Annotated in this window: 20 protein-coding genes; 5 read left to right on the top strand and 15 right to left on the bottom strand. The window is 65.3% G+C overall.

Going from position 1 to position 26,564, the window contains the following annotated elements; translation table 11 throughout:
- Positions 1–176: 176 nt before the first annotated feature.
- Both AC630_RS38055 and AC630_RS38060 read right to left on the bottom strand, forming a co-directional pair.
- Positions 177–3,053: an EAL domain-containing protein gene (locus AC630_RS38055; protein WP_074123504.1), complete on the bottom strand. Its 2,877-nt coding sequence runs from the start codon at positions 3,051–3,053 to the stop codon at positions 177–179.
- A gap of 140 nt (positions 3,054–3,193) precedes the next feature.
- On the bottom strand, positions 3,194–4,192 hold the full coding sequence (locus tag AC630_RS38060; protein ID WP_074123505.1) for an NAD(P)H-quinone oxidoreductase: 999 nt from the start codon (positions 4,190–4,192) through the stop codon (positions 3,194–3,196).
- Positions 4,193–4,304: 112 nt separating this feature from the next.
- Between AC630_RS38060 and AC630_RS38065 the strand changes: the two genes are divergently transcribed.
- Both AC630_RS38065 and rcdA read left to right on the top strand, forming a co-directional pair.
- Complete coding sequence (locus tag AC630_RS38065; protein ID WP_074123506.1) at positions 4,305–4,496, top strand: DUF1192 domain-containing protein; 192 nt, start codon at positions 4,305–4,307, stop codon at positions 4,494–4,496.
- A 622-nt stretch (positions 4,497–5,118) separates the two neighbouring features.
- Complete coding sequence (gene rcdA / locus AC630_RS38070) at positions 5,119–5,628, top strand: protease adaptor protein RcdA (RefSeq protein WP_074123507.1); 510 nt, start codon at positions 5,119–5,121, stop codon at positions 5,626–5,628.
- 208 nt (positions 5,629–5,836) lie between these two features.
- Here rcdA and rpmE read toward each other — a convergent pair whose 3' ends face one another.
- On the bottom strand, positions 5,837–6,064 hold the full coding sequence (rpmE, locus tag AC630_RS38075; protein ID WP_074123508.1) for a 50S ribosomal protein L31: 228 nt from the start codon (positions 6,062–6,064) through the stop codon (positions 5,837–5,839).
- Positions 6,065–6,266: 202 nt separating this feature from the next.
- On the opposite strand from rpmE, the gene AC630_RS38080 reads away from it, so the two are divergent.
- Positions 6,267–8,117, top strand: coding sequence for an ABC transporter ATP-binding protein/permease (locus AC630_RS38080; RefSeq protein ID WP_074123509.1), 1,851 nt, complete (start codon positions 6,267–6,269; stop codon positions 8,115–8,117).
- 278 nt (positions 8,118–8,395) lie between these two features.
- On the opposite strand, the gene AC630_RS38085 is transcribed toward AC630_RS38080, so the two are convergent.
- From AC630_RS38085 to AC630_RS38095, 3 genes are all read right to left on the bottom strand, one after another.
- A complete protein-coding gene (locus AC630_RS38085; protein ID WP_074123510.1) occupies positions 8,396–8,842 on the bottom strand; it encodes a GNAT family N-acetyltransferase in 447 nt (148 codons plus the stop codon).
- Positions 8,842–9,870 carry a peptidoglycan -binding protein gene (locus tag AC630_RS38090; protein WP_074123511.1) on the bottom strand — a complete coding sequence of 343 codons (1,029 nt, stop codon included), beginning with the start codon at positions 9,868–9,870 and terminating at the stop codon, positions 8,842–8,844. Before AC630_RS38090 ends, AC630_RS38085 begins: the two co-directional genes overlap by 1 nt.
- 152 nt (positions 9,871–10,022) lie before the next feature.
- Positions 10,023–11,042 carry a flagellar motor protein MotA gene (locus tag AC630_RS38095; RefSeq protein ID WP_083636543.1) on the bottom strand — a complete coding sequence of 340 codons (1,020 nt, stop codon included), beginning with the start codon at positions 11,040–11,042 and terminating at the stop codon, positions 10,023–10,025.
- A 577-nt stretch (positions 11,043–11,619) separates the two neighbouring features.
- Between AC630_RS38095 and AC630_RS38105 the strand changes: the two genes are divergently transcribed.
- Positions 11,620–12,813, top strand: coding sequence for an efflux RND transporter periplasmic adaptor subunit (locus tag AC630_RS38105; RefSeq protein ID WP_143198634.1), 1,194 nt, complete (start codon positions 11,620–11,622; stop codon positions 12,811–12,813).
- Between the two features lie 160 nt (positions 12,814–12,973).
- Positions 12,974–16,129 (top strand): multidrug efflux RND transporter permease subunit, encoded by a 3,156-nt coding sequence (locus AC630_RS38110; RefSeq protein WP_074123515.1) that lies wholly within the window; start codon positions 12,974–12,976, stop codon positions 16,127–16,129.
- 41 nt (positions 16,130–16,170) lie between these two features.
- Here AC630_RS38110 and AC630_RS38115 read toward each other — a convergent pair whose 3' ends face one another.
- The 9 genes from AC630_RS38115 to tkt all read right to left on the bottom strand — a co-directional run bounded on the left by AC630_RS38115 (position 16,171) and on the right by tkt (position 26,532).
- Complete coding sequence (locus AC630_RS38115; protein WP_143198635.1) at positions 16,171–16,752, bottom strand: hypothetical protein; 582 nt, start codon at positions 16,750–16,752, stop codon at positions 16,171–16,173.
- Positions 16,753–16,918: 166 nt separating this feature from the next.
- A complete protein-coding gene (locus tag AC630_RS38120; protein WP_074123517.1) occupies positions 16,919–17,704 on the bottom strand; it encodes an inositol monophosphatase family protein in 786 nt (261 codons plus the stop codon).
- 84 nt (positions 17,705–17,788) lie between these two features.
- Positions 17,789–18,895: a tetratricopeptide repeat protein gene (locus AC630_RS38125; RefSeq protein WP_074123518.1), complete on the bottom strand. Its 1,107-nt coding sequence runs from the start codon at positions 18,893–18,895 to the stop codon at positions 17,789–17,791.
- 8 nt (positions 18,896–18,903) lie between these two features.
- Entirely contained in the window at positions 18,904–19,578 is a 675-nt protein-coding gene (locus tag AC630_RS38130) for a thiamine phosphate synthase (RefSeq protein WP_074123519.1), read from the bottom strand.
- 3 nt (positions 19,579–19,581) lie between these two features.
- Positions 19,582–20,607, bottom strand: coding sequence for a class I fructose-bisphosphate aldolase (locus tag AC630_RS38135; protein ID WP_074123520.1), 1,026 nt, complete (start codon positions 20,605–20,607; stop codon positions 19,582–19,584).
- Positions 20,608–20,898: 291 nt separating this feature from the next.
- Entirely contained in the window at positions 20,899–21,966 is a 1,068-nt protein-coding gene (fba, locus tag AC630_RS38140; RefSeq protein WP_074123521.1) for a class II fructose-bisphosphate aldolase, read from the bottom strand.
- A 56-nt stretch (positions 21,967–22,022) separates the two neighbouring features.
- On the bottom strand, positions 22,023–23,219 hold the full coding sequence (locus AC630_RS38145; RefSeq protein ID WP_074123522.1) for a phosphoglycerate kinase: 1,197 nt from the start codon (positions 23,217–23,219) through the stop codon (positions 22,023–22,025).
- Between the two features lie 149 nt (positions 23,220–23,368).
- Positions 23,369–24,376 (bottom strand): type I glyceraldehyde-3-phosphate dehydrogenase, encoded by a 1,008-nt coding sequence (gene gap, locus AC630_RS38150; RefSeq protein WP_074123523.1) that lies wholly within the window; start codon positions 24,374–24,376, stop codon positions 23,369–23,371.
- A 170-nt stretch (positions 24,377–24,546) separates the two neighbouring features.
- Positions 24,547–26,532, bottom strand: coding sequence for a transketolase (gene tkt, locus AC630_RS38155; protein WP_074123524.1), 1,986 nt, complete (start codon positions 26,530–26,532; stop codon positions 24,547–24,549).
- Positions 26,533–26,564 lie beyond the last annotated feature (32 nt).

Below are 26,564 nucleotides of genomic sequence, written 5' to 3' on the forward strand. Positions count from 1 at the left end.
GGCATGGCGATGACCTCTTGTCGTGTCCCGGAACGCTTGCAGACGTCCAGAACCGACTAGAATCAACGCCATGCGCTCTGTCCAGAAAATCTAAACCGGACAGCCGTGGGACAAGCCCGGGCATGACGGCCTCTCGTGAGACTTCAAATGCCCACAGGGGGAGAGGGGAAGAAGGATCAGCTCGCCGCTTCCAGGCGCACTTCCGTGAGCAGCCGCATGGCCGCGTCCGCGTCCATCGGCTCGCCGAAGGCAAAGCCCTGCGCGTATTCGCAGCCCATCTGGTAGAGCTCGACCGCATCGGAATCAGTCTCGGCGCCTTCCGCCACCACGTCCATGCCGAGATCGTGCGCGAGCGCGATGATCGACTTCAGGATTACCGGGCGGGTGCCGCGATTGGTGGTGCGCACGAACGACTGATCGATCTTGATGGTGTCGAACGGGAAACGCTGGAGGTAGGCGAGCGAGGAATGGCCGGTGCCGAAATCGTCGAGCGAGAGTCCGGTGCCGAGCTCGCGGATCCGCGTCAGCATCTGCGCCGCGTGTTCCGGATTCTCCATCACCAGCGATTCCGTCAGTTCCAGCTTCAGCGTGCCGCGCGCCACGGACGAGCGCGACAGCACGGTGCGGATGTCGTGGATCAGGTCGTGGCGCAGCAATTGCCGCGAGGAGACGTTGACGGACGCGAAGATCGGCTCGCGCGAGCGCATCGCGCGCTGCCACACCGAGAGCTGCTTGGCGGTCTGGTCGAGCACGAACATGCCGAGGTCGATGATCAGGCCGGTCTCTTCCGCGATGCTGATGAACTCCGACGGCGCCATGCGGCCGAGCTTCGGGTGATCCCAGCGCGCCAGCGCCTCGAAGCCGGCGATCGAACGATCCTCCAGCCGCACGATCGGCTGGTACAGGATCGTGATCTCCTGCCGCTCGATGGCGCGGCGCAGCTCGCTCTCGAGCGTCAGGCGGTCGGTCTTCCGCGCGCGCATCGCCGGCTTATAGACGTCGATACGGTCGCCGCCGATGCGCTTGGAGTGATACATCGCGAGCTCGGCGTCCTTGATGATCTCGTCCGTGAGCTGGGTTTGCGGATCGGAGAGCGCGAGGCCGATCGAGGCGGTCAGGAAGATCTCGCGGTCGTTGAAGGCGATCGGCGCGCGGATGGTCTTGCGGATGGTCTCGGCGAAGGCGGTGATGCGGGCCGGGTCCTGCTCGGAGAGCAGGATCAGGCCGAACTGGTCGCCCGCGAGCCGCGCCAGCGTATCCTGCGGCTTCAGGATACGGGTGAGGCGGCGGGCGAGCGTCAGCAGGATGGAATCGCCGACTGCGATGCCGACGGAATCGTTGACCTGCTTGAAGCGGTCGAGGTCGATCACCATCAGCGTCGGCCGCAGCGTCGGCATGCTCTTGGCAAAATTCGCAACCGCGCCGAGCCGGTCCATGAACAATTTGCGGTTGGGCAGGCCGGTGAGATTGTCATGCACGGAATCGTGCAGCAGGCGTTCTTCGGCGTTGCGCAGCTCGGTGACGTCGGTGAGCGTGCCGACGACGCGCGAGACCTCGCCGTCCGAGCCCACCACCGGGCGCGCCTTGAGCGCGAACCACATGAAATGGCCGTCCGGCGTGCGCAGGCGGAAGTCCTGCACCAGGCGGCCGCGGCGCTGGTCGAGCACGCTGTCGAGCGCGGCGCGGAAACGGTCCTGGTCGAGCGGATGCAGCACTTCGAGCCAGGAGGCGGCCGGGCCTTCCAGCGTGCCGCGCTTGAGGCCGAGCAGGGCTTCGGTCTCGGGGCTGGTGAAAACCTTGTCGGCGGAAACGTCCCAGTCCCAGATCAGGTCACCGGAGCCGGCCAGCGCCAGCGCCCGCCGCTCGATGTCGGAGACGACGCCGGTGGTGGCGCCGCCGCCGGCAAAGGCGTGCTGCATCACCGTGAAGCCGATCAGCATCACGATCAGCACGAGGCCGCCGAGCAGGGCAGGGCCGACGATGTCGTTGGTGACGGAACCCGCCACCGTCATGCCGGCCGCGACCACCCAGACCACCAGCAGGAACCAGGTCGGGATCAGCAGCACCGCGCGGTCGAAGCCGTGGGTGGAGAGATAGACGATCAGCGCGAAGCCGGCGAAGGCGATCAGCACCAGCGACATGCGCGCGATGCCGGAGGCGACGGCCGGATCGAACAGAGCGAGCGCGACGAGGGACCCAAGGAAGGCGAGCCAGCCCACCGTGATGTGCGAATAGCGCACGTGCCATCGGCTCAAATTCAAATAGGCGAACAGGAAAACCAGCAGCGTTGCCGCCAGGATCGCTTCCCCCGCCGCGCGCCAGATGCGCTCGGCGTTGTTCGACATGTCGAGCACCTTGCCCCAGAAGCCGAAGTCCACGCCGATATAGACCAGCACCGCCCAGGCCAGCGCCGCGGCCGCCGGGAACATGATGCTGCCCTTCACCACGAACAGGATGGTCAGCACCAGTGCAAGCAGGCCCGAGATGCCGATCACGATGCCCTGGTAGAGCGTGAAGGAGTTGACCTTGTCCTTGTAGGCCTCCGGCTCCCACAGATAGAGCTGCGGCAGCTTGTCGGTGCGCAGCTCCGCGACGAAGGTGACGACGGCGCCGGGGTCGAGCGTGATGCGGAACACGTCTGCGGTCGCGCTCTCCTGGCGTTCCGGCCGGTCGCCGATGGACGGCGTGATGGTCGCGATGCGCGACAGCCCGAGGTCGGGCCACAACAGCCCTGAAGAAACGATGCGGTAATGCGGGGCGACGATCAGGCGGTCGAGCTGGTCGTCGGTGTTGTTGGCGAGCGCGAACACCACCCAGTTCTGACCGCCTTCGCGGGCGCGGACCTCGATGCGGCGGACGATGCCGTCGGTTCCGGGCGCGGTGGAGACCTGGATGCGGTCGGCGTCGCTGCGCTGATGCTCGAGCACACCGGTGAGGTCGATCGCAGGCGCGTCGCTGCGGACGCTGACGGCGTCGAGCGCGCGTGCTGGGGACGCGGCGACGAGAATCATGAGGCCCAGCGCGATGGGCGCGAGGCACCTGATCAGACGCAAGGTCAGTTCTCCGCGTTCGACGCAAACTTCGTGTGCAAGGCGATTTCAGACCGAACAGAAGTAGTTCGGCGCGTCGCGATAGATGCCACGAAAGCGAGGAAAATCAAAGGGTTTCCGCCTTGCCCCGGTGGGCCAGAGACCTAGGCCTCCAACACAATTTTGCCAATATGTGCGGAGGTTTCCATGCGCCGGTGCGCGTCGGCGGCCTTTTCCAGCGGGAAAGTGCTGTCCATCACCGGTTTGATGCGGCCTTCGCGCAGCAGCGGCATCACTTTCGCCTCGATCGCGGCCACCATCGCCGCCTTGTCCGCATTACTACGGGGGCGCAGCGTCGAGCCGGTATGCGTCAGGCGCTTGACCATCACCTTGGCGATGTTGACGCTCACCTTGGGGCCGTTGAGGGTTGCGATCTGCACGATGCGGCCGTCGACCGCGGCGGCGTCATAGTTGCGGTCGACATAGTCGCCGGCGACCATGTCGAGGATCAGATTGACGCCGGCATTGTTGGTCTCCGCCTTGACCACGGCGACGAAGTCTTCGGTCTTGTAGTTGATGGCGCGGTCGGCGCCCAACTTGAGGCAGGCATCGATCTTGTCCTGCGAGCCGACGGTGACGATCACCTTCGCGCCGAATGCCTTCGCGAGCTGAATCGCCATCGTGCCGATGCCGGAGGAGCCGCCATGGATCAGCAGCGTCTCGCCGGCCTTCAGGCCGCCGCGCTCGAACACGTTGTGCCAAACCGTCATCAGTGTTTCCGGCAGCGCACCGGCTTCCTTGATCGACAGCGCCGGCGGCACGCTCATCGCCTGGGCGTCCTGGGCGATGCAGTACTGCGCGTAACCGCCGCCGGCGACGAGCGACATCACCTTGTCGCCGATCTTGTGCCGCTTGGCATTGCTGCCGACCGCCGCCACTTCGCCCGCGATCTCGAGGCCGGGCAGGTCGCTGGCGCCGGGCGGCGGCGGATAGGCGCCGGAACGCTGCGCCACGTCGGGCCGGTTCACGCCCGCGGCCTGCACCTTGACCAGGATCTCGTCGGGCCCGGGCTGCGGAACGGTGCGCTGTTCCGGTACCAGCACCTCTGGTCCGCCGGGCTTGGAGATGGCGACCACGGTCATTCGCGCGGGCAGCTTGTCCATGATGTGTCCTTGAGCAAAGGTGCGGGTTGGAACGATGCCATTGCTTAGCCAGCGCGGTCCGAGCTGGCAACCGCTTCAGCGGTGTGCCCGCGCGAACGCAGGAGGAACGACGATGTCGATGGAAGACGACGACCGCCCGCGCAAGAAGATCACGCATGAAATCGGACAGGATCTCTCACTCTTGTCTGTCGAGGAACTGACCGAGCGCGTCGCTCTGCTCAAGACCGAGATCGCGAGACTGGAGGAAGCCGCCACCAGGAAGCGCACCTCGCGCGATGCGGCGAATAGTTTTTTCAAGTCGTAGGATTTTTGACTCTCTGTCTCGTGTCCCGGACGCGGTGCAGCGCGTAGCGCTGCTCCGCAGAGCCGGGACCCATGCCTCGCGCAAGGATCGACTGCCAGGAATTTCCCGGTCGTCATTCCGGGGCGGCGCGTCAGCGCCGAGCCCGGAATCCATAACCCCAGGCCATTGAAACGGGCAGGCTAACAGCCCGGCCACTTCATCGCCCTGGGGCTATGGATTCCGGGCTCGCGACTTCGTCGCGCCCCGGAATGACGGCTGATAGCGAACGCAACGAGACCTCACTCGGCCACTGACCGACATGACTAACGAACCCTCAAAAAATTCGTTCATTTACGGTCGATTAAGCTTTCGGGTTTATGACTGCACTGTCCTCTTTTGGACACCGAGTGGCTCCTGTCCACTCTGTTTGACGCCTCCCTGTTATCAACTTTCAAAGCCGCCGGTCTCCGGCGGCTCTTTTTTTTGCCCTGCGTCTCGTTGCAGTTGAATTCCGAGAAAAAGACGCGCGGAAACCATATCCGTGCTTGCCGCTGGACTCCGCGTCCCGCCCGCGCAATGATTTGTTCATCATAAGCCGGCGCCAAAGCCGGACAGGTAAACAGTTGCGTAAGGGGCGTTAACCATGGAACGTTTGCAGGCCGACGGGGCTCTCGTTCAACTCAGCGAACGGTTCACCAATTCTGCGGCGTTCGGCGCCCTGTTCCGCGAGGGCATGGATCTCGTCGAAGAAACCGCCGCCTATCTCGACGGTGCCGGCCGCACCGAGGCCAAGGCGCTCGATCGTGCCGTCAGTCTCACTTATGCAACCGAGAGCATGCGTCTCACCACCCGCCTGATGCAGCTCGCTTCGTGGCTGCTGCTGCACCGCGCGGTGAAGGAAGGCGAGATGACGCTGAGCCAGGCCAACCGCGAGAAGACCAAGGTCAAGCTCTCGGCTGCGGATCCCGGTCCTTCCGATACCATCGAGAAGCTGCCCACGCAGTTGCAGGACCTGATTCAGCGCTCGATGAACCTGCAGATCCGCGTGCGCCGTCTCGACACCAGCATCCACACCCCGCCCGCCGACGTCCCCGCGATCGGCAATCCGCTGGTGCCGCATCTCAACGCGCTGAAGGCTGCGTTCGAGCGGTAAGTTCCAATCGACAATCACGGCCGTCATTCCGGGACGCGCCTCTTGGCGCGGGCCCAGAATCCATACTCCCGATCGTGGTTATGGATTCTCAGATGCGCAATTGCGCGTCATAGCTCGCGACTTTGTCGCGCCCCGGAATGACGGCAAAAAACAAAAAACGCCCCTGGTCTCGCAGGGGCGTTTTTTCGTTCCGGGCCTTGCGGCCGGATCAATCCTTCTTGAGGAAGCCCGAGAACTTCTTCTGGAAGCGCGAGACGCGGCCGCCGCGATCCATCAGCTGCTGGGAGCCGCCGGTCCAGGCCGGGTGCGACTTCGGGTCGATGTCGAGGTGCAGCTTGTCGCCTTCCTTGCCCCAGGTCGAGCGGGTCAGGTACTCGGTTCCGTCGGTCATCACGACCGTAATGGTATGATAATTCGGATGAATTTCGGCTTTCATGGCAATTCGCCGGCGCCCGGCGCCTCTCGCTTGAGTGACTATCGATGACGGATTTGGGCGGCTCTATACCCCACGGGGGGGGCCTAAAACAAGTCATTGTGGGAACAGGAGAACCGGGCGGCCACTTAAGGGACATCCCGGATTTGCCACTCCTCCTGCACCGGCCTATGTGGAGCTAACTTGTCTCCTTGGGTCCGATCTTATGAGCGCAGTGGAACGGCTTGACGACCAGTACCGCGACGAGCGCAACACCGCGCCAGCCGAAGCCCCTTCAGTCGAAGCCGAGCTGATCGAGCAGCCCGCCAAGGGCCGTGCCAAGCTCCGTCCTTTGCTCGCGCTCGCGCCCTATGTGAACCGCTATCGCGGCCGGGCCGCGCTCGCCTTCGTCGCGCTGACGATTGCGGCGCTGACCACGCTGCTGGTGCCGGTCGCGGTGCGCAGGATGATCGATTTCGGCCTGACGCCGGAAGGCATCGCGCTGATCAACAATTACTTCGCGGTGATGATCGCGGTCGTCGCCGTGCTCGCCCTCGCAAGTGCCGCGCGCTACTACCTCGTGATGACGATCGGCGAGCGCATCGTTGCCGATTTGCGGCGCGACGTCTTCTCGCACCTGCTGTCGCTTTCGCCGGCCTTTTTCGATTCCGCGCGCAGCGGCGAGCTCGTATCGCGTCTCACCGCCGACACCACTCAGATCAAATCCGCCGTCGGCGCGTCCGTATCGATCGCGCTGCGTAATCTGATGATGTTCTTCGGCGCTGCGGCCATGATGGTGATCACGAGCCCGCGCCTCTCCGGTTTCGTACTGCTCGCCATTCCCCTGATCGTGCTGCCGCTGGTCGCGTTCGGGCGCTGGGTGCGGCGGCTGTCGCGCAACGCGCAGGACACGCTGGCCGATGCTTCGGCTTACGCGGGCGAACTCGTTGGCGCGATCCGCACCGTGCAGGCCTATACCAGCGAAGGGCTCGCCGAGAAGCGCTTCGGCGGCGAGGTCGAGCAGGCTTACGAGGCCGCGCGCACCTCGACCCAGGCACGTGCGGTACTCACCGCCATCATCATCTTCATCGTGTTCGCAAGCGTTGTCGCGATCCTCTGGATCGGCTCGCATGACGTGCTGACTGGTGCGATCTCGCCGGGCCGGCTCGGCCAGTTCGTGCTCTATGCCGCGTTCGCCGCCGCGGGCCTTGGCCAGCTCAGCGAGGTCTGGGGCGAGGTCTCGGCTGCATCCGGCGCCGCCGAGCGCCTGTTCGAGATTTTGCATGTGCAGCCTGACATCACCGCGCCTGCGTCTCCGCGCGCGCTGCCGGTGCCGGCGCGCGGCGAGGTCGGTTTCGATCACGTCAGCTTCGCTTATCCCGCGCGGCCGAACGTCAATGTGCTCGATGCCGTGTCATTCACCGTGCGCCCCGGCGAGAAAGTCGCGATCGTTGGTCCGTCCGGTGCCGGCAAGAGCACGATCTTTCATCTCCTGCTGCGCTTCTACGATCCTCGGGGCGGCGCGATCTCGCTCGACGGCGTGCCCGTCAGGTCCGCCGACCCCCGCGATTTCCGTTCCCGCATCGCGCTGGTGCCGCAGGAGTCGAACGTGTTCGCCGCGAGCGCCCGCGAGAACATCCGCTTCGGCCGCCCCGATGCGAGCGACGCCGAAGTCGAGCGGGCCGCCGAGCTGGCACATGCCGCCGAGTTCATCCGCCGTCTGCCCGAAGGTTTCGAGACCCCGCTCGGCGAGCGCGGCGTGACGCTCTCCGGCGGCCAGCGCCAGCGCATCGCCATCGCGCGTGCGATCCTGCGCGATGCGTCGCTGCTGCTGCTCGATGAAGCGACCTCCGCACTCGACGCCGAAAGCGAGACACTGGTGCAGACCGCGCTCGAGGAGCTGATGAGCCATCGCACCACGCTGGTGATCGCGCACCGGCTTGCAACCGTGCTCTCCTGCGACCGCATCCTGGTGATGGACCAGGGCAAGATCGTCGAGCAGGGCACGCATGCCGAGCTCGTCGCTGCGAACGGGCTTTATGCCAGGTTGGCAAGGTTGCAGTTCGAGGGGGCGTGAGGCGTTCAGAGCGCAGCCCCAATCACAGTGTCATCACCCGCGAGGGCGGGTGATCCAGTACTCCGAGGCAGTGCGAGGATACGGAGAGGCCGCGGCGTACTGGATGCCCCGCCTGCGCGGGGCATGACTGCGGAAAGGTCTGGATTGCTCCATTACGTCCAGAAACGATTGCGTTTGAGGCTCTTACGCCCCGGCACCGCCAACTGCGCCGCTACTTTGCATGGGGTTGTTTTCGACATTTTGGTTGGAAGGGGTGCAGGATCTCGGCGTGACAGGCGTCACGCCCGCCATTCCATCTTCAGCACCGGCCGACCCGAGGTCGGATTCACGTCACCGCCGGCATGCGCAAAGCCGTTGCGCTCGTAGAAGCGGATGGCGCGGGCATTGTCCTTGTTGACGAGCAGCGTGACGCCTGCCGGTGAAAGGCGCTTGGCCTCATCGACCAGCAGCCGTGCGGCGTCCGAGCCCCAGCGATCCGGATCGACCACGAGCTGGTCGAGATAGCCTTCGCCGTCGATCGTGACGAAGCCGATGAGTGCGCCGTCCTGTTCGGCGACGACGATCGAGGCCTTCGGCACCAGATCATTGCGCCAGCGCTCGCGCCACCATTCCAGGCGCGCGGCGAAGTCGATCTGCGGATAGGCCTGCTGCCAGGTGCGATGCCAGAGGTCGATCGCGGCCGCCTCGTCCTCAGGTCGGTAGGGGCGGAGGTGGAGAGTGCTCACTACCGCTCCGTCAGCTTCAGCTCGATGCGGCGGTTGCGCTTGTAGGCGTCCTCGGTGCTGGCCGTGTCGAGCGGCTGGAACTCGCCGAAGCCGGCGGCGACCAGGCGCTGAGCGGGCACGCCGAGCGAGATCAGGTACTGCACCACCGAGATCGCTCGGGCCGCGGACAGGTCCCAGTTCGACTTGAAGTTCGGGCCCGTGACCGGGCGCACGTCGGTATGGCCGTCGACGCGCAGCACCCAGGGGATATCGGCCGGAATCTTCTTGTCGAGCTCGATCAGCGCGTTCGCCACGGTGTCGAGCTCGGTGCGGCCCTCGGGCAGCAGGGTCGCCTGGCCGGTGTCGAAGAACACTTCGGACTGGAACACGAAGCGATCGCCGACGACGCGGATGTCGGGGCGATTGCCGAGGATGGCGCGCAGGCGGCCGAAGAACTCCGAGCGGTAGCGCGACAATTCCTGCACGCGCTGCGCCAGTGCCACATTCAGGCGCGAGCCCAGATCGGCGATCCTGTTCTGCGATTCCTTGTCGCGCTTCTCGGAGGCGTCGAGCGCCTCTTCCAGCGCCGCCAATTGCCGCCGCAGCGCGCTGATCTGCTGGTTCAGCACCTCGATCTGGGACAGCGCCCGCGCCGAGACTGCCTTCTCCGAGTCCAGCGCCTTGCTGAGCTCGGTGGTCTTTCCCTGCGCGTCGTTGCCGGCATTGGCGAGGCCCTCATAGAGGCCCTTCATGCGATCGCGCTCGGACTCGGCCGAGGCGAGGCCGGCCCTCAGTTGCGACATTTGGTCGTCGAGGCTGAGCTTGCCGAGCTTTTCCAGCGACAGCAGCTCGTTGAGCTGGGCGATCTTGGCGTTGAGTTGCTCCAGCGCCTTGTCCTTGCCTGTCACCTCCTGCGACAGGAAGAACTGTACGACCAGGAACACCGACAGCAGGAATACGATCGACAGCACCAACGTCGACAGCGCGTCGACGAATCCCGGCCAGTAGTTGAAGGCGCCCTCGCTGCGGCGGCCGCGGGCTAGAGCCATTTACGTCTCCGTTCTTTCGTGTCCCGGACGCGGTGCAGCGCCTTGGCGCTGCTCCGCAGAGCCGGGACCCAGAGTCTTGTCGGTGGGCCCCGGCTCAGCAGCGCACCACCGCGTGCTGCGCTGCGTCCGGGGCACGATAGTTCAGCGAGTCCTCAGCTCTTTTCGGGCTGGCGGGCGATCCGTTCCAGGAGGCGCCGGATCTCGCGGTTCTGTTCGCCCTGGCCGTCGGCCCATTCCCGGATCATCTGCTGCTCCGTGCGCATGTGCGAGACCAGCGCCTGGATGGCTTCGGCAAGGCTCGCCATGGCCGCCGTGGTGCCGCGGCTGGCGCTGCCTTCCTCGAGCACGGAGCGCAGACGCTCGACCGCAGCCTGGAGTTCACCGCTGGCAACACCGCCGCCGGAGGCGGCAACGGCAACCTCGCCGCGGCCATATTCGCGCACGGTGGTGGCGAGCCAGTCTTCGAGATCCGTGTAGAAACGGTTCTGCGCCTGGCTCGATTGCAGGTCGAGAAAGCCGAGGATAAGCGAGCCGGCGAGGCCGAACAGCGAGCTGGAGAACGAGATGCCCATGCCGCCGAGCGGGGCGGCGAGGCCCTCCTTCAGCGTGTCGAACAGGGCCCCGGCGTCGCCCCCGACCTTCAGGCCGCCAATAATCGCGCCAACCGAGCCGACCGTCTCGATCAGGCCCCAGAAGGTGCCAAGCAGGCCGAGGAAGACAAGCAGCCCCGTCAGGTAGCGGGAGATATCCCGGGCTTCGTCGAGGCGGGTCGCAATCGAGTCCAGCAGATGGCGCATGGTCTGCTGCGTGATCGTCATGCGTCCGGTCCGCTCGCCGCCGAGGATCGCCGCCATCGGGGCCAGCAACCGCGGGTGGCCGCTCGGCACCAGCCCCGGGTCGGCCATCCGGAAGCTGTTGACCCACCTCACTTCGGGGTAGAGCCGGATGACCTGCCGGAAGGAGAGGATGATGCCGATGACAAGAACCGCGCCGATCAGCGCGTTGAGGCCCGGATTGAAGAAAAAGGCATTCGTTATCTGCTTGTAGAGCACCACGGAGATCAGAGTGCAGAGCACCAGGAAGACCAGCATCCGCACGAGAAACACGCTGGGCGACGACAGTTTGGTGAGTTCGATGTCCATATAAGGCGAGGTGCCTGACGGCGTGCGCATAGCCGATGTCATCCGTTACGAAAGCCTGAGCGGCCCGCACTATGGCACAGCGCCAGCCCAAAAAAAAGCGCCGGATACGCCGAATCCGTGGAGAGCTGGGGAACTCAACGCGCAAACCGCGTCAGGGGCGGCTTACGATGCCTCCTTCGCGGGGCAGATGATGCGGTCAATCGCCGAGGACACCGAATTCCGCCAGCGCCTGGCATGACGAAGGGCCCACGGCCTTCTTCGCGCAGGTGCTCGGCCCCAACCGCAAATGCCCAGCCTGTTTCTACAGGACCGATACGACCACCTTGCAGGAGGCGGAGGAGGAGGCACTGCGCCAGACCATCGTGCAGGAGTGATTGCGATCTTCTGTCGCAGCAGGCCGCGATGGAACCCGACTCACAATCCGGTGAATCCCGAAAAGCGTACAGAACACAGGGTGATAAGGCCGTGTGACATTGAGCCGCCCGCGCGATGCGTTGCGTCGCAACAAGTCCATTCTATCTTGAACACGTCAGCCGCGCGGAATCGCCCAGAACGGGCCAGCGCGGAAGCGTGACTTCGTTTCAACAACATCGGGGCACCCCACTTCATGTCAGGACTTCGAGCGCGATCGGCATGCGTTGCAATGATGCTCGCGGCCTTCGCGCCGCTGCTCGCCGGCTGTGGTGAATCGAGTTCTACCGCCTCTGCCGCCCAGCCCGCCGATCCTGATGTCAGCATTGTCACCGTGAAACCCCAGCCGCGTGCGGTAGTGCGTGAGCTGCCGGGCCGCATTGCGCCGACGCGCGTCTCCGACGTGCGGCCGCGCGTGTCCGGCATCGTGGTCGAACGACTGTTCCGCCAGGGCAGCGAGGTGAAGGCTGGCGATCCGCTCTACCGCATCGATCCGCGTCCGTTCGAGGTCGAGGTGATGGCCAGCGAGGCCGGGCTCGCCAAGGCGGAGGCTGCGCTGATGCAGGCCAAGCAGCAGGCGCACCGCATCGCCACGCTGACCAGCCAGCGCGCCGCGCCGGAAGCCGAAAATGAGAAGGCGGTGGCGGCGGAGCGCCAGGCCCATGCCGAGGTCGAAGGCCGCAAGGCCGAGCTCGCGCGCGCCAAGCTCAATCTCGACTATGCCACCGTGCGCGCGCCGATCGAAGGCGTCGTCGGTGCTGCCCTGGTCAGCGAGGGCGCGCTCGCAGTCCAGAACGAGACCAATCTCGCCACCATCCAGCAACTCGATCCGATCTACGCCGACTTCACCCAGTCGGTGACCGAGCTCAACCAGCTTCGTCGCGCCTTCGAGAGCGGCGACCTCGAGCGCATCGCGCCCGATGCCGCCAAGGTGCACCTCGTGCTCGACGACAACACCATCTATTCGCTCGACGGCAAGCTGTTGTTCTCCGACGCCAAGGTCGACGCCTATACCGGCCAGGTGACGCTGCGCGGCGAGTTCCGCAATCCCAAGCGCGAGCTCCTGCCGGGCATGTATGTCCGCGTTCGCATCGACCAGGGCCTGGACTCCGATGCCATCGCAGTGCCGCAGCAGGCGATCCAGCGCAATGGCGGTGGCGGCAGCGAGGTGTTCGTCGTCAAGGACGACAATCGCATCGCAGTGCAGCCGGTGCGCACCGGTTCGGTGCAGGACGGCGTCTGGTTCGTCACCGAAGGCCTCAAGGCCGGCGACAAGGTTGTGGTCGAAGGTTTCCAGAAGTTCGCGGCCGGAGACAAGGTCAAGCCGCAGTCCTGGTCCGAGGCCGAGGCGAGTGCGGACAACCGGCACGCCCAGCAGCTCACGCGGTAACGCTCGGGCGTCGCAAGTGATTTCCTCATCCTGAGGAGCCTGCTGAAAGCGGGCGTCTCGAAGGATGGCCGCGGGGAGAGAGCCGGGCCTTCATGGTTCGAGACGCGATTCGCGCTCCTCACCATGAGGGGCTAATGAAACAACGAGGGTAAAGCGGCAAATGCCGAGCTTCTTCATCGACAGGCCGATCTTCGCCTGGGTCGTCGCGCTGTTCATCTGCTTGATCGGCGCGATCGCGGTGCCGCTGCTGCCGATCGCGCAATATCCGATCATCGCGCCGCCCTCGATCTCGATCTCGACCAGCTATCCCGGCGCCTCGCCCGAAAACCTCTACAACAGCGTCACACGTCTGATCGAGGAGGAGCTCAACGGCGCCTCCGGCATCCTTAATTTCGAATCGACCAGCGACTCGCTCGGTCAGGTCGAGATCATCGCCAATTTCGTGCCCGGCACCGATACGAACGCGGCTTCGGTCGAGGTGCAGAACCGCATCAAGCGCGTCGAAGCGCGCCTGCCGCGCGCGGTGATCCAGCAGGGCATTTTGATCGAAGAGGCATCCAGCGCGGTGCTCCAGATCATCACGCTGAACTCGACCGACGGCAGCCTCGACGAGGTCGGGCTCGGCGACTTCATGATCCGCAACGTGCTTGGCGAGATCCGCCGTATTCCCGGTGTCGGCCGCGCCACGCTTTATTCCACGGAGCGCTCGCTGCGCGTCTGGGTCGATCCCGCCAAACTCGTCGGCTATGGGCTGACGGCTGACGACGTCAACAAGGCGATCGCCGCGCAGAACGCGCAGGTGGCTTCTGGCAGCATCGGCGCCGAGCCGTCGACTGCGACCCAGCGCACCTCTGCGCTGGTGCTGGTCAAGGGCCAGCTCTCCTCACCGGACGAATTCGGCGCCATCATCCTGCGCGCCAACCCTGATGGTTCGACCGTGCGCTTGCGCGACGTCGCGCGTATCGAGGTCGGCGGCCTCAGCTATCAGTTCAACACCCGCCTCGACGGCAAGCCGACCGCGGGTCTTTCCGTGCTGATGTCGCCGACCGGCAATGCGCTGGCGACCGCGAGTGCGGTCGAGGAGAAGATGAAGGAGCTGTCGCGCTTCTTCCCGGCCAACATCACCTATGAGATCCCCTACAACATCACGCCCGTGGTCGAGGCCTCGATCAAGAAGGTGTTGTCGACCCTTGTCGAAGCCGTGGTGCTGGTGTTCGTGGTGATGTTCCTGTTCCTGCAGAACATCCGTTACACCATCATCCCGACCATCGTGGTCCCGGTGGCGCTGCTGGGCGCCTGTACCACGCTGCTGCTCGCCGGCTACTCCATCAACATGCTCTCGATGTTCGGCATGGTGCTCGCGGTCGGCATCCTCGTCGACGACGCCATCGTCGTGGTCGAGAACGTCGAGCGCATCATGGCCGAGGAGGGCCTGCCGCCGAAGGAAGCGACGCGCAAGGCGATGTCGCAGATCACCGGCGCCATCATCGGTATCACGCTGGTGCTGATGGCGGTGTTCGTGCCGATGGCTTTCTTCCCGGGCTCGGTCGGCATCATCTATCGCCAGTTCTCGGTAACGATGGTGGCAGCGATCGGCTTTTCCGCTTTCCTCGCGCTGTCGCTGACGCCGGCGCTGTGTGCGACGTTGCTCAAGCCCGTCGCGGCCGGTCACGGTCATGCCAGGAAGGGCGTGTTCGGCTGGTTCAATCGCATGCTCGAAGGCGGCAAGGAAGGCTATTCCCGCACCGTCAGCTTCTCGCTGAAGCGCACCGGCCGGTTGATGCTGGTCTATGTCGCGCTCTTGGCCGGCCTGGCCTGGGCCTTCGTCAACCTGCCCGGCGGCTTCCTGCCCGTCGACGACCAGGGCTTCGTCACCACCGACGTGCAGACGCCGTCGGATTCGTCCTACGCCCGCACCGAGTCCGTCATCGAGAAGGTCGAAAAATATCTGGCGCAGCGGCCGGGCGTCGACAACGTCACCTTCCTCACCGGCTTCAGCTTCTCCGGCCAGGGCATGAACACCGCGCAGGCCTTCGTCACCTTGAAGGACTGGTCGGAGCGCGGGCCGAAGGATTCGGCTGCGGCGATCGTCGCCGACATCAACCGGGATTTGTCGTCTTCAATCCGCGACGCAAAGATCTCCGCACTGCAGCCACCGCCGATCGACAATCTCGGCAACTCCTCGGGCTTCTCGTTCCGCCTCCAGGATCGCGGCCAGAAGGGCTATCCGGCCTTGATGCGCGCCGCCGACCAGCTGATCGCCGAGGCCAATGCGAGCCTGGTGCTGCAGAAGGTCTATGTCGAAGGCCTGCCCGAGGCGGGCGTGGTCAATCTCGTGATCGACCGCGAAAAGGCCGGCGCCTTCGGCGTCACCTTCGAGGACATCAACAACACGATCTCGACCAATCTCGGCTCGAACTACATCAACGACTTCCCCAACCGCGGCCGCATGCAGCGCGTCGTGGTGCAGGCGGATGCCCGCGACCGCATGCGGACCGAGGACATCCTCAACTACAACGTCAAGAACAGCCGCGGCCAGCTCGTGCCGTTCTCGTCCTTCGCGTCAGTCGAATGGGCGCGCGGGCCGACGCAGATCACCGGCTTCAACTATTATCCCGCCGTGCGCATCTCGGGCGAGGCCAAGCCCGGATTCACTTCTGGCGACGCGATCGCCGAGATGGAGCGGCTCGCCGGCAAGCTGCCGCGCGGCTTCGGCTACGAATGGACCGGACAGTCGCTCCAGGAGAAGCTGTCGGGCTCGCAGGCGCCGTTCCTGCTCGGGCTCTCGGTGTTCGTGGTGTTCCTGTGTCTGGCCGCGCTCTACGAGAGCTGGACCATTCCGCTCGCGGTGCTGCTCACCGTGCCGCTCGGCGTCATCGGCGCCGTGATTGCGGCGATGTTGCGCGGCCTGCCGAACGACGTCTATTTCACCGTCGGCCTGATCACCATCATCGGCCTTGCGGCGAAGGACGCGATCCTGATCATCGAATTCGCCAAGGACTTGCGCAAGGAAGGCAAGCCGCTGGTGGAAGCCACCGTCGAGGCCTGCCGCCTGCGCTTCCGCCCGATCCTGATGACAGGCCTTGCCTTCATCTGCGGCGTGCTGCCGATGGCCATCGCCCACGGCGCCGGCGGCGCCAGCCAGCAATCGCTCGGCACCGTCGTGATGGGCGGCATGATCGCGGTGGTGATTTTGGCGCTGCTGATGGTGCCGGTGTTCTTCGTCTCCGTGCAGCGCGTGCTGGCGGGGGATCGGGAGCCGGCAGCGGCGAAGGAAGGCGAGGCGTATGGGCCGCCGGCGCCGGTGAAACCGTAGGCAAATCGCCAAACCCCGAAGCCCGTACCGATCGAGGGGCGTTACTTGGCACACGTTGGCTGAGGCGCGGCGTCCACCGGCAGGCTCCGCGCCTCCTGGTCCGCTCCGATGTAGAGCGGCCGGCCTTCGCCGCAGCTGCCGCCGGTCCTCAAGCGTTCGCCGGCCTCGAACCGCGCCGTCAGGCCGCTCCGGCCGATGTTGCGCCAGAGGGTGATGGTGCCGCCGTCGCAATCGATGTCGCAGAACAGTGCCGGCATGATGCGGTCGCCGAAGGTGTCGCTCCGGTTGCAGATGGCTTCGCTCGTCAGCAGCTCACCGTTGACGAGTCTGGCCTCGAGCTTCAGCACATAGCGCCAGTCGTAGTCGAGGCCCGGGGTGCCGCTGCGGAACGGGTGTTCGCCCGGCGGGAAGTGAATCTCCAGGCGCGTTGAGCTCACCTCGCCGATGCTGCGTTGGTCGCGGCGGGGCGAGGACAGATCGACGGGACGGGCGGGGCTATAGTCCGCGGCAAAGCAAGTGGTGCCGCCACGCGCAGGCAGCAGGGGCTCTATGCGCCACAGGAAAAGCGCCAGCGCCATCGTAGACCATACAGCAGCGGCGACAACAGCGGCCGTGCGTATCATTCGCTGCTATCTCGATTTCAAGATCTTCAACAGCTCTGTGTGCACGAATTCAATGCCGTACACGACGTCGCCCGTCAACGGAGGATCGGCTGGCTTATGACGACGTCGGAACGTGCCATCCCGCCATCCAACGTATTCAGCACATTCGCCTTTGGAGTGTCGCCCGCTACTTCCTCAAGATCTTCACCAGCTCGCCGTGCACGAACTCGTTGCCGCACACGACGTGGCCGGTCACCAGTGGGTCGCCCGGCGTTGCGATATCACTCACCGTACCACCCGCTTCGCGCACCATGAGCATGCCGGCGGCGATGTCCCAGGACTGCAAATTGCGCTCCCAATAGCCGTCGAGGCGGCCGGCAGCGACGAAGGCGAGGTCGAGGGAGGCGGCGCCGAAACGGCGGAGGCCCGCGACGCGGTCCTGGATCGCGGTCATCTCGCGGCGGAATTCCTCGTGGTCGCCGCGGCCGATATGGGGCAGGCCGCAGGCTACCACGCATTCGTTGAGCTGGCGGCGGCCGGCCACCCGCAGGCGCTGGTCGTTGAGGAAAACGCCCTTGCCGCGCTCGGCGATGTAGAGCTCGTCATTGGCCGGGTTGTAGATCACGCCGGCAATCACCGTGCCTTCGCGCGCAAGACCGATCGAGATCGCGAATTGCGGGATGCCGTGCAGGAAGTTGGTGGTGCCGTCGAGGGGATCGACGATCCAGGTGTGGCTCTTGTCGCTGCCCTCGCGGGTGCCGCCTTCCTCGCCGATGAAGCCATAGCCCGGCCGCGCCTTGGCGAGGTCCTGGTAGAGGATCTCCTCGGCGCGCTTGTCGGCGAGCGAGACGAAGTTCGCGGGCCCCTTCAGCGAGACCTGGAGATGCTCGATCTCGCCGAGATCGCGCTTGAGGCTGCGGCCGGCGCGGCGCGCAGCTTTGACCATGACGTTGATAGTGGCGGAATACAGCATGGGCTCTGGTCTTGATCGGGGGAAATGGCGCGAAACCGCGCGTGTTTGAGGGATTGGGTGCCCTGCGAGGGGCCTTGCGTCAAGTCATTTGGTCCCGAGCCATTTCTTGGCGGAGGCCTCCGCCTTGGCCCTGTCTTCTGCCGGCAGATCGGAAAACTGCTTGTCGAGCTCCGGATCGCCCTTGCCGGAGGTCTTGGCGACCAGGTGCCATTTGAAGCCCTCGACCTTGTCCGCGGACGTGCCCACGCCGTTGATCAGCACCCAGGCCAGCCGGTTCTGCGCGATCGCGCTGCCCTGGCGGGACGCCTTGCGGAGCAACGCGACAGCCGCCGGCTGGTTCTTCGGCGTGCCGGTGCCGTTGAACATCGCAATGGCGTATTCGACCTCGGCATCGACGTTATCGGTGAGCGACGCCGCCTGGAGCAGCCGCACCGACCGTTCCGGGTCCTTCGGCACGCCGGTGCCCTCCTTGTAGAAGGTCGCGAGCGCGTATTGCGCCTCGGGCAGGCCGGCATCGGCCGCCTGGCGCAGCAGCTCGGCGGAGCGCTTGACGTCCTGCGGCAGGGTCTGGCCGTCCAGATAGAGCAAAGCGAGGTTATAGGCCGCCTTGGGCGCGCCGAGCTTGGCGGCGGACGCCATCAGCTTGACCGCCTCGCCCTTGTCGACCGGACCGCCGCGGCCGGACATGCGTAGCATGGCGAGCGCGAACATCGCTTCACGGTCGCCGGCATCGGCGGCGCGCTTGTACCATTCGAGCGCCTTGGCGTAGTCGCGGCGGATGCCCATGGCGTTGGAATAGAGTTCGCCCAGCATGGTCATCGCCTTGGGGTCGCCGGTCTGGGCGCGAGCGCTGGCGAGATCGAACGCGGTCTTGTACTGGCCGCGCTGATAGGCGCCGTACACCAGGTCGACGTTGGAATTGTCGGTCGGTGGCGCGGGGATCACGGTCGCAGCCGGCGCCGGGGTGGAGGCTGGCTTGGGGGAGGCCGAGGGCTTGGGTGCGGGCGAGGCCTCCTTCTTCTTGGTGATCGTATGCGGTGCGGCCTTTGGCTTTTCCTTTTCCTTTTCCTTTTCCTTGGCCTTCTCGGCCGACGGGCTCGGCGTCGCGGCCGGCGGGGTGATCTGGAGCTGCGCGGCCGCGGGCGCCGTCAGCAGCAGCGTGGCCAGGATGGTGATGCGCGGGAGCTTCATGTCGGGCGCTAGCCGTGCTCCTCGCCCGCGGGCGCAGTCGCATGGGCCTTCTTGATCGCAGCGTCCGCCTCGATCAGCGCGGCCTTGGGCCCACGCGGGTCGGCCCAGATGAACTCGCCGACCAGCACGAAATCGGCGCCGCTGGCGGCGAAGTCATAGGCCTCTTCCAGCGAGGTCGCGAAGCCGACGCAGGGCGGTTCGAACAGCTCCGCCCACCAGTCCAGCCGCTCGGCAATGGCTTGCGCCGCTGGTCGTTGTCCGTTCGCATCGGGCTCGCCGAACAGCACGTAGTCGGCGCCCATCTCGCCTGCGCTCATGGAATCGTGGCGCGTGGCGAGCCCGCCGACGCCGGCGATGCGATCGGGCTTGAGCGAGGGGGTTGCCTCTTCCAGCGCGGCGAGGCCCGTGAGATGCGCGCCGTCTGCACCACCGCGCGCGACCAGTTCGGCATGGCCGTCGATGAGCAGCGCGGCGTCCGCCTTCTGGACCGGCGGCGCCAGGGCCTTGATGCGCGAGATCATGGTGCGCTGGTCGGTCTCCTTCAGCCGCAGCAGCACGGCTGCGACATCGGCAGAGGCGAGCAGGGCCGGCAACTCGGCGGCGAGCGTCGCCGGATCATCGACAACAGGCGTCGCGAGATAAAGGCGCGGCACCGGGCGCGGCGGAGGAGATTTGTTCGACAAGATCTAGGCTGCCTTCTTTTCCAGGCTGCTTTGCCATTCACCCTTGGAGGCGAGACCGTTCATTCGCGCGCGATGGCTGAATGCTTTCTGCCCGGCCGCGACATTTTCGGCCTTGCCGGACCATGCCTTCTGCGGCGCGGCCTGGAGCGCGCGGCCGTAGGAGAAGGTCAAGCCCCAGGGCAGCGGGCCGAGCTTGTGCATGGCGTTGAGATGCGCGGTCGCCTCTTCGTCGGACTGGCCGCCGGAGAGGAAAGCGATGCCGGGCACCGCCGCCGGCACGCACGCCTTCAAGAGGCGCACCGTTTTCTCCGCGACCTCCTCGACGGAGGCCTGCTTCGCGCACTTCTTGCCTGAGACTGCCATGTTCGGCTTCAGCACCATGCCTTCGAGCGCGACGCGCTGCACGCGCAACTCCTGGAACGTCTTGTTGAGCACGCGCTGGGTGACTTCATAGCAACGGTCGATGTCGTGATCGCCGTCCATCAGCACTTCCGGCTCGACGATCGGCACGATCTGCGCGGCCTGGCACAACGCGGCATAGCGCGCGAGCGCATGGGCGTTGACCCTGATCGCGGTCATCGAGGGAATGCCGCTGCCGATGTCGATCACCGCTCGCCATTTGGCGAAGCGCGCGCCGCGCTCGTAATATTTCTTCAACCGCTCGGCGAGCTTGTCGAGCCCGACGGTGACGAGCTCGCCTGGACACATCGGCAAGGCCTGCGTGCCCTCGTCGACCTTGATGCCGGGAATGGCGCCGCTCTGTTCGATCAGCTTGACCAGCGGCGTGCCGTCCTTGGCGTCCTGCCAGATCGTCTCGTCGTAGAGGATCACGCCGGAGATAAACTGGCTCATGGCCTCCTTCGAGCGGAACAGCATCTCGCGGTAGTCGCGGCGGTTGCCTTCCGTCGATTCCACGCCGATCGCGTCAAAGCGCTTCTTGATGGTTCCGGAGGATTCGTCGGCGGCGAGGATGCCCTTGCCGGGGGCGACCATGGCGGTCGCGATCCTGTTGAGCTCAGTCAGATTCATCGAGAGGTCCTCCCAAAACGATTCTGCCCTTGCCTGTGAAAATAGACCGTTCTCGGGCAATTGCCGAGTTAACGTTCGTCGCAGGGTAAAGCCGCTCTGTCATTCCGGGATGCGCCGAAAGGCGCAGGCCCGGAATCCATAACCCCAGGCTGTGGTTATGGATTCCGGGCCACGCGGAGCCTGTCATCGGGCCGCGCATTCGCGCGGACCCGTTGGCGTGTCCCATTGCACACTTGCGCAATGGGAATGACGGGAGGGGGGGCCTGAAGGCCTTACGCCACCGCGCGATCGCTACGCGACGCGGGGGTCGAGTTCGCCCTTGGCGTAGCGCTTGGCCATCTCGGCGGTGGTCAGGACGCGCTTGATCTTGGAGGCCTGGCCCGCGGTGTTGAATTCCTGGAGCCGCTGCTTGCACAGCTTGGTCATCGCTTCCATCGCCGGCTTCAGGTACTTGCGCGGATCGAACTCTTCCGGGCTGTCCTTCAGAACCTTCCGGATCTGGCCGGTCATCGCCATGCGGTTGTCGGTGTCGATGTTGATCTTGCGCACGCCGTTCTTGATGCCGCGCTGAATCTCCGTCACCGGCACGCCCCAGGTCGGCTTCATCTTGCCGCCATAGGCGTTGATGATGTCCTGGAGGTCCTGCGGCACCGACGACGAACCATGCATCACGAGGTGCGTGTTCGGCAGCTTGCGGTGGATTTCCTCGATCACGTTCATGGCGAGGATATCGCCGTCCGGCTTGCGGGTGAACTTGTAGGCGCCGTGGGAGGTGCCCATCGCGATCGCGAGCGCGTCGACCTTGGTCTCCTGGACGAACTTCACGGCTTCGTCCGGGTTGGTCAGGAGCTGGTCATGCGACAGCTTGCCTTCGGCGCCGTGGCCGTCTTCCTTGTCGCCCATGCCGGTCTCGAGCGAGCCGAGCACGCCGAGCTCGCCCTCGACCGAGATGCCGCCGAGATGGGCCATGTCGGTCACGGTCTTGGTGACGCCGACATTGTAGCCCCAGTCGCCGGGGGTCTTGCCGTCGGCCTTCAGCGAGCCGTCCATCATCACCGAGGTGAAGCCGGCCTGGATCGCGGTCATGCAGGTCGCGGGCTCGTTGCCGTGGTCGAGATGCACGCAGACCGGAATGTGCGGATAGATCTCGGTGACCGCGTCCATCATGTGCTTGAGCATGACGTCGTTGGCGTAGGAGCGCGCACCGCGCGAGGCCTGGATGATGACGGGAGCATCGGTCTGGTTCGCGGCATCCATGATCGCCAGCGCCTGCTCCATGTTGTTGATGTTGAAGGCCGGTACGCCGTAATCGTTCTCCGCCGCATGGTCGAGCAATTGACGCAACGTGATCCGAGCCATGTTTCTTTTTCTCCCGTTTGGGCCTGCAAGGCCGCTAACTACTCGCCGACTTGAACTTAACTGACGCGCAAAACTTCGACGCCGGGCAGGGGCTTGCCTTCCATCCACTCAAGAAATGCGCCACCGGCAGTCGAGACATAGGTGAAGTCACCGGCCACATGTGCCTGGTTGAGCGCTGCGACGGTGTCGCCACCGCCCGCGATCGAGATCAGTTTTTTCGCCTTGGTGCGTTCGGCGGCATGCTTGGCGGCCGCGACCGTGCCGCGATCGAAGGGCTGCATCTCGAAGGCGCCGAGCGGCCCGTTCCAGACCAGGGTCGCCGCGTCATCGATCGCGGCATGGACGCGCGCGACCGACTGCGGACCGACGTCGAGGATCATGCCGTCGGCCGGGATCGCGTCGAGCCCGTAGGCGTGCGACGGCGCGTTGGCGGCGAAATGGTAGGCGACGGTGGCGTCGACCGGCAGGATGATCGCGCAGTTGGCGGCTTCCGCCTTCTCCATGATGCGCAGCGCGGTCGGCGCGAGATCCTTCTCGGCCAGCGACTTGCCGATCGCGACGCCCTGGGCGTGCAGGAAGGTGTTGGCCATGCCGCCGCCGATCACCAGCGCATCGACCTTGTTGACGAGGTTTTCGAGCAGGTCGATCTTGGTCGAGACCTTGGCGCCGCCGATGATCGCGATGACGGGCTTGGTCGGCGAGCCCAGCGCCTTCTCCAGCGCATCGAGCTCGGCCTGCATGGTGCGGCCGGCATAGGCCGGGAGCTTGTGGCCGAGGCCTTCGGTCGAGGCGTGGGCGCGGTGCGCGGCCGAGAACGCGTCATTGACCCAGATGTCGCCGAGCTTTGCCAATTCCGCGACGAAGGCGGGATCGTTCTTTTCCTCTTCCTTGTGGAAGCGGGTGTTTTCCAGGCACAGGATATCGCCGTCCTTCAAGCCGGCGACGGCCTTGGCCGCGGGCTCGTCGATGCAATCGTCGGCGAAGGCGACAGGCTTATTCACGACCTTCGACAGCGCTTCAGCGACAGGCTTGAGCGACTCCTTGGGGTCGCGTCCCTTGGGCCGGCCAAAATGCGCGAGCAGGATGACCTTGCCGCCCTTGTCGGCGAGCTCGGTGATGGTCGGTGCGACCCGCTCGAGCCGCGTTGCGTCCGTGACGCGCCCGCTCTCCATGGGCACGTTCAGATCGACGCGCAGCAATACGCGCTTGCCCTTCACGTCGACGTCGTCGAGGGTGCGGAATTTGTTCGCCATCGGACACTCTCTCTTGTCCTCTTGTCCCGGGCGCTGCGCAGCGCAAAGCGGTGCGCTGCAGAACCGGGACCTACGCAGGAACATGGGTCCCGGCTCTGCGGCGCACCGTGAAGACACGCTGCGCCGCGTCCGGGACACGAGACCTTGGCTTAGATCACCTTCGCCATTGCGACGGCGGTGTCAGCCATGCGGTTTGAGAAGCCCCACTCGTTGTCATACCAGGACATCACGCGCACCAGCGTGCCGTTCTGCACCTTGGTCTGGTCTTCGTGGAACGTCGAGGAGTGCGGATCGTGGTTGAAGTCGATCGAGACATTCGGCGCGGAGGTGTAGCCGAGGACGCCCTTGAGCTGCTGCTCGGAGGCGCGCTTCATCGCCGCGTTGATTTCCTTGGCGTCGGTGGCGCGCTTGGCGACGATCTTGAGGTCGACGACCGACACGTTCGGGGTCGGCACGCGGATCGCGACGCCGTCGAGCTTGCCCTTGAGTTCGGGAAGCACGAGGCCGATCGCCTTCGCTGCGCCGGTCGAGGTCGGGATCATCGACATCGCCGCGGCGCGGCCGCGGTAGAGATCCTTGTGCAGCGTGTCCAGCGTCGGCTGGTCGCCGGTGTAGGCGTGGATCGTGGTCATGAAGCCGGTCTCGATGCCGACGAGGTCGTTCAGCACCTTGGCGACCGGCGCGAGGCAGTTCGTCGTGCAGGAGCCGTTGGAGACGACCAGATGATCCTTGGTCAGCGTGTGATGATTGACGCCGTAGACGATGGTGGCATCGGCACCGTCGGCGGGCGCGGAGACCAGCACGCGCTTGGCGCCGGCGGTCAGGTGCGCGGAGGCCTTGTCCTTCGAGGTGAAGATGCCGGTGCATTCCAGCGCGATGTCGACGCCGAGATCCTTCCAGGGAAGCTTCGACGGATCGCGCTCGGCGGTCACCTTGATCTTGCCGCCGCCGAGGCTGATCGAGTCACCATCGACGGTCACGGTGCCGGGGAAGCGGCCGTGGACCGAGTCGAAGCGAAGGAGATGGGCGTTGGTCTCGACCGGGCCGAGGTCGTTGATGCCGACGACCTCGATATCCTTGCGGCCAGACTCGGCGATAGCCCGCAGGACGTTGCGACCGATGCGGCCAAAACCGTTAATTCCGACGCGGACTGCCATGTTTCGTCTCCTTATGACCGTTCAATGACGTGTTCGATAACGCCTAATCATCCCGCACACCGCGCTTGGCGCGCATGCGAGGGTTTTTTAGGGCGGACGCCCGGTTCGGCCGGGCGGTGCTTGATCATATGCGACGTTACGTAGTCCTTTTTTTTTGGCAAGCTCAACTCTCAGGAAACGCGCTTCAGCACAGCGTTAACCGCAGCCTCGGCGGTAATGCCGAAATGCTTGAAAAGGTCCTTCGCAGGGGCGCTGGCGCCGAAGGAATGCATGCCGATAAATTCGCCATCCTGGCCGATCACGGCATCCCAGCCCCAGCGCACTGCGGCCTCGATCGCGACCTTCACCGGCGCGTTGCCGATGATCTCGGCGCGCCTGGCCTCTGGTTGCGCTAACAAGAGCTCGAGCGAGGGCACCGAAACCACCCGCGACGCGATGCCGCGCTCGGCGAGCTGCTTTTGGGCAGCAACTGCGATCTCGACTTCGGAGCCGGAGGCAAACAGCGTCGCCTTGGCCTCGCCTTGCGCGGCGACCAGCTCGTACGCGCCGTGCTGGCAGGGATTGTCGTTCGGCGCGGTGGTGCGGAGCTGCGGCAGGTTCTGCCGCGTCAGCGCCAGCACGGTCGGTCCGTCGATGCGGTTGAGCGCGAGCTCCCAGCATTCGGCGACCTCGATGGAATCGCAGGGACGGAACACGCGCATGTTCGGGATGGCGCGAAGGGCTGCGAGATGCTCGACCGGCTGATGGGTCGGGCCGTCCTCGCCGAGGCCGATGGAATCGTGCGTCATCACGTAGACGACGCCGGCGCCCATCAAGGCGGCGAGGCGCATCGCAGGTCGCGCATAATCGGTGAACACCAGGAAGGTTGCGCCGTTCGGTGCGAAACCACCGTGCAGGAAGATGCCGTTCATCGCGGCGGCCATGCCGTGCTCACGGACGCCGTAATGGATGAAGCGGCCCTTCGGCGTCTTGGCGGAGAAGTCGGTCGCCGACTTCGCCTTGTTGTTGTTGGAGCCGGTGAGATCGGCCGAGCCTGCCAGGAACTCCATCGGCATGGCGCCGGCAATGACTTCGATCACGGCTTCCGAGGATTTGCGGGTGGCCGCGACCATCGGCTTTTCCAGCAGCTCCTTCTTGTACGCGCGCACCGCCTTCGCGAGCGAGGCCGGACGCTCGTGACGCAGGCGGCGCTCGAACTCGGCGCGCTTGCGGCTGCCGAGCTCACCGAGCCGTCCCTCCCATTCCTGACGTGCAGCTGCGCCGCGCGAGCCGGCTGCGCGCCAGGCCTTCAGCACGTCATCAGGCACCGAGAACGGCTCGAGCGAAATGCCGAGATTTTCCTTGGCGGCCTTGAGCTCGTCGGCGCCGAGTGCCTCGCCATGCGCCTTCGCGGTGCCGGCCTTGTGCGGCGCGCCGAAGCCGATGGTGGTGCGGCAGGCGATCAGCGTCGGCCTGTTGGATTTCTTCGCGCGCGTGATGGCGGCAGCGATCGCGGCCTGGTCGTGGCCATCGATCTTCTCGGCGGCCCAGCCAGCGGACTTGAAGCGCTTCACCTGGTCGACGGAATCGGCGATCGAGGTCGGACCGTCGATCGAGATGCCGTTGTCGTCGTAGAGGACGATCATCTTGTTGAGCTTCCAGTGCCCGGCCATCGCGATCGCTTCCTGCGACACGCCTTCCATCAGGTCGCCATCGGAGGCGAGCACGAAGGTGTGGTGGTCGACGATCTTCTTGCCGAACTCTGCGGCCAGCATCTTCTCGGCGAGTGCCATGCCGACCGCGGTCGAGATGCCCTGGCCGAGCGGACCGGTGGTGGTCTCGATGCCCTTGGTGTGGAAGTTTTCGGGGTGTCCCGGCGTCAACCCGCCGAGCTGGCGGAACTGCTTGAGCTGGTCCAGCGTCATGTCGGCATTGCCGGTCAGATACAGCAGCGAATAGAGCAGCATCGAACCGTGGCCAGCCGAGAGCACGAAGCGGTCGCGGTCGGGCCAGGCGGGCGCGGCGGCATCGAATTTCAGGAATTGCGTGAACAGCACCGTGGCGATGTCAGCGGCGCCCATCGGCAGGCCGGGATGGCCCGATTTCGCCTTCTCGACAGCATCCATCGAGAGGCCACGGATCGCGTTGGCCATACGGGTATGATCGACTTGCGTCATGTCTGAAATCCGTCTGAAATGAGGCGCTTGGC

Origin of the sequence: Bradyrhizobium sp. AS23.2 (genome assembly GCF_001908185.1) — a bacterium.
In the GTDB taxonomy this organism is placed as follows: Bacteria; Pseudomonadota; Alphaproteobacteria; order Rhizobiales; family Xanthobacteraceae; genus Bradyrhizobium.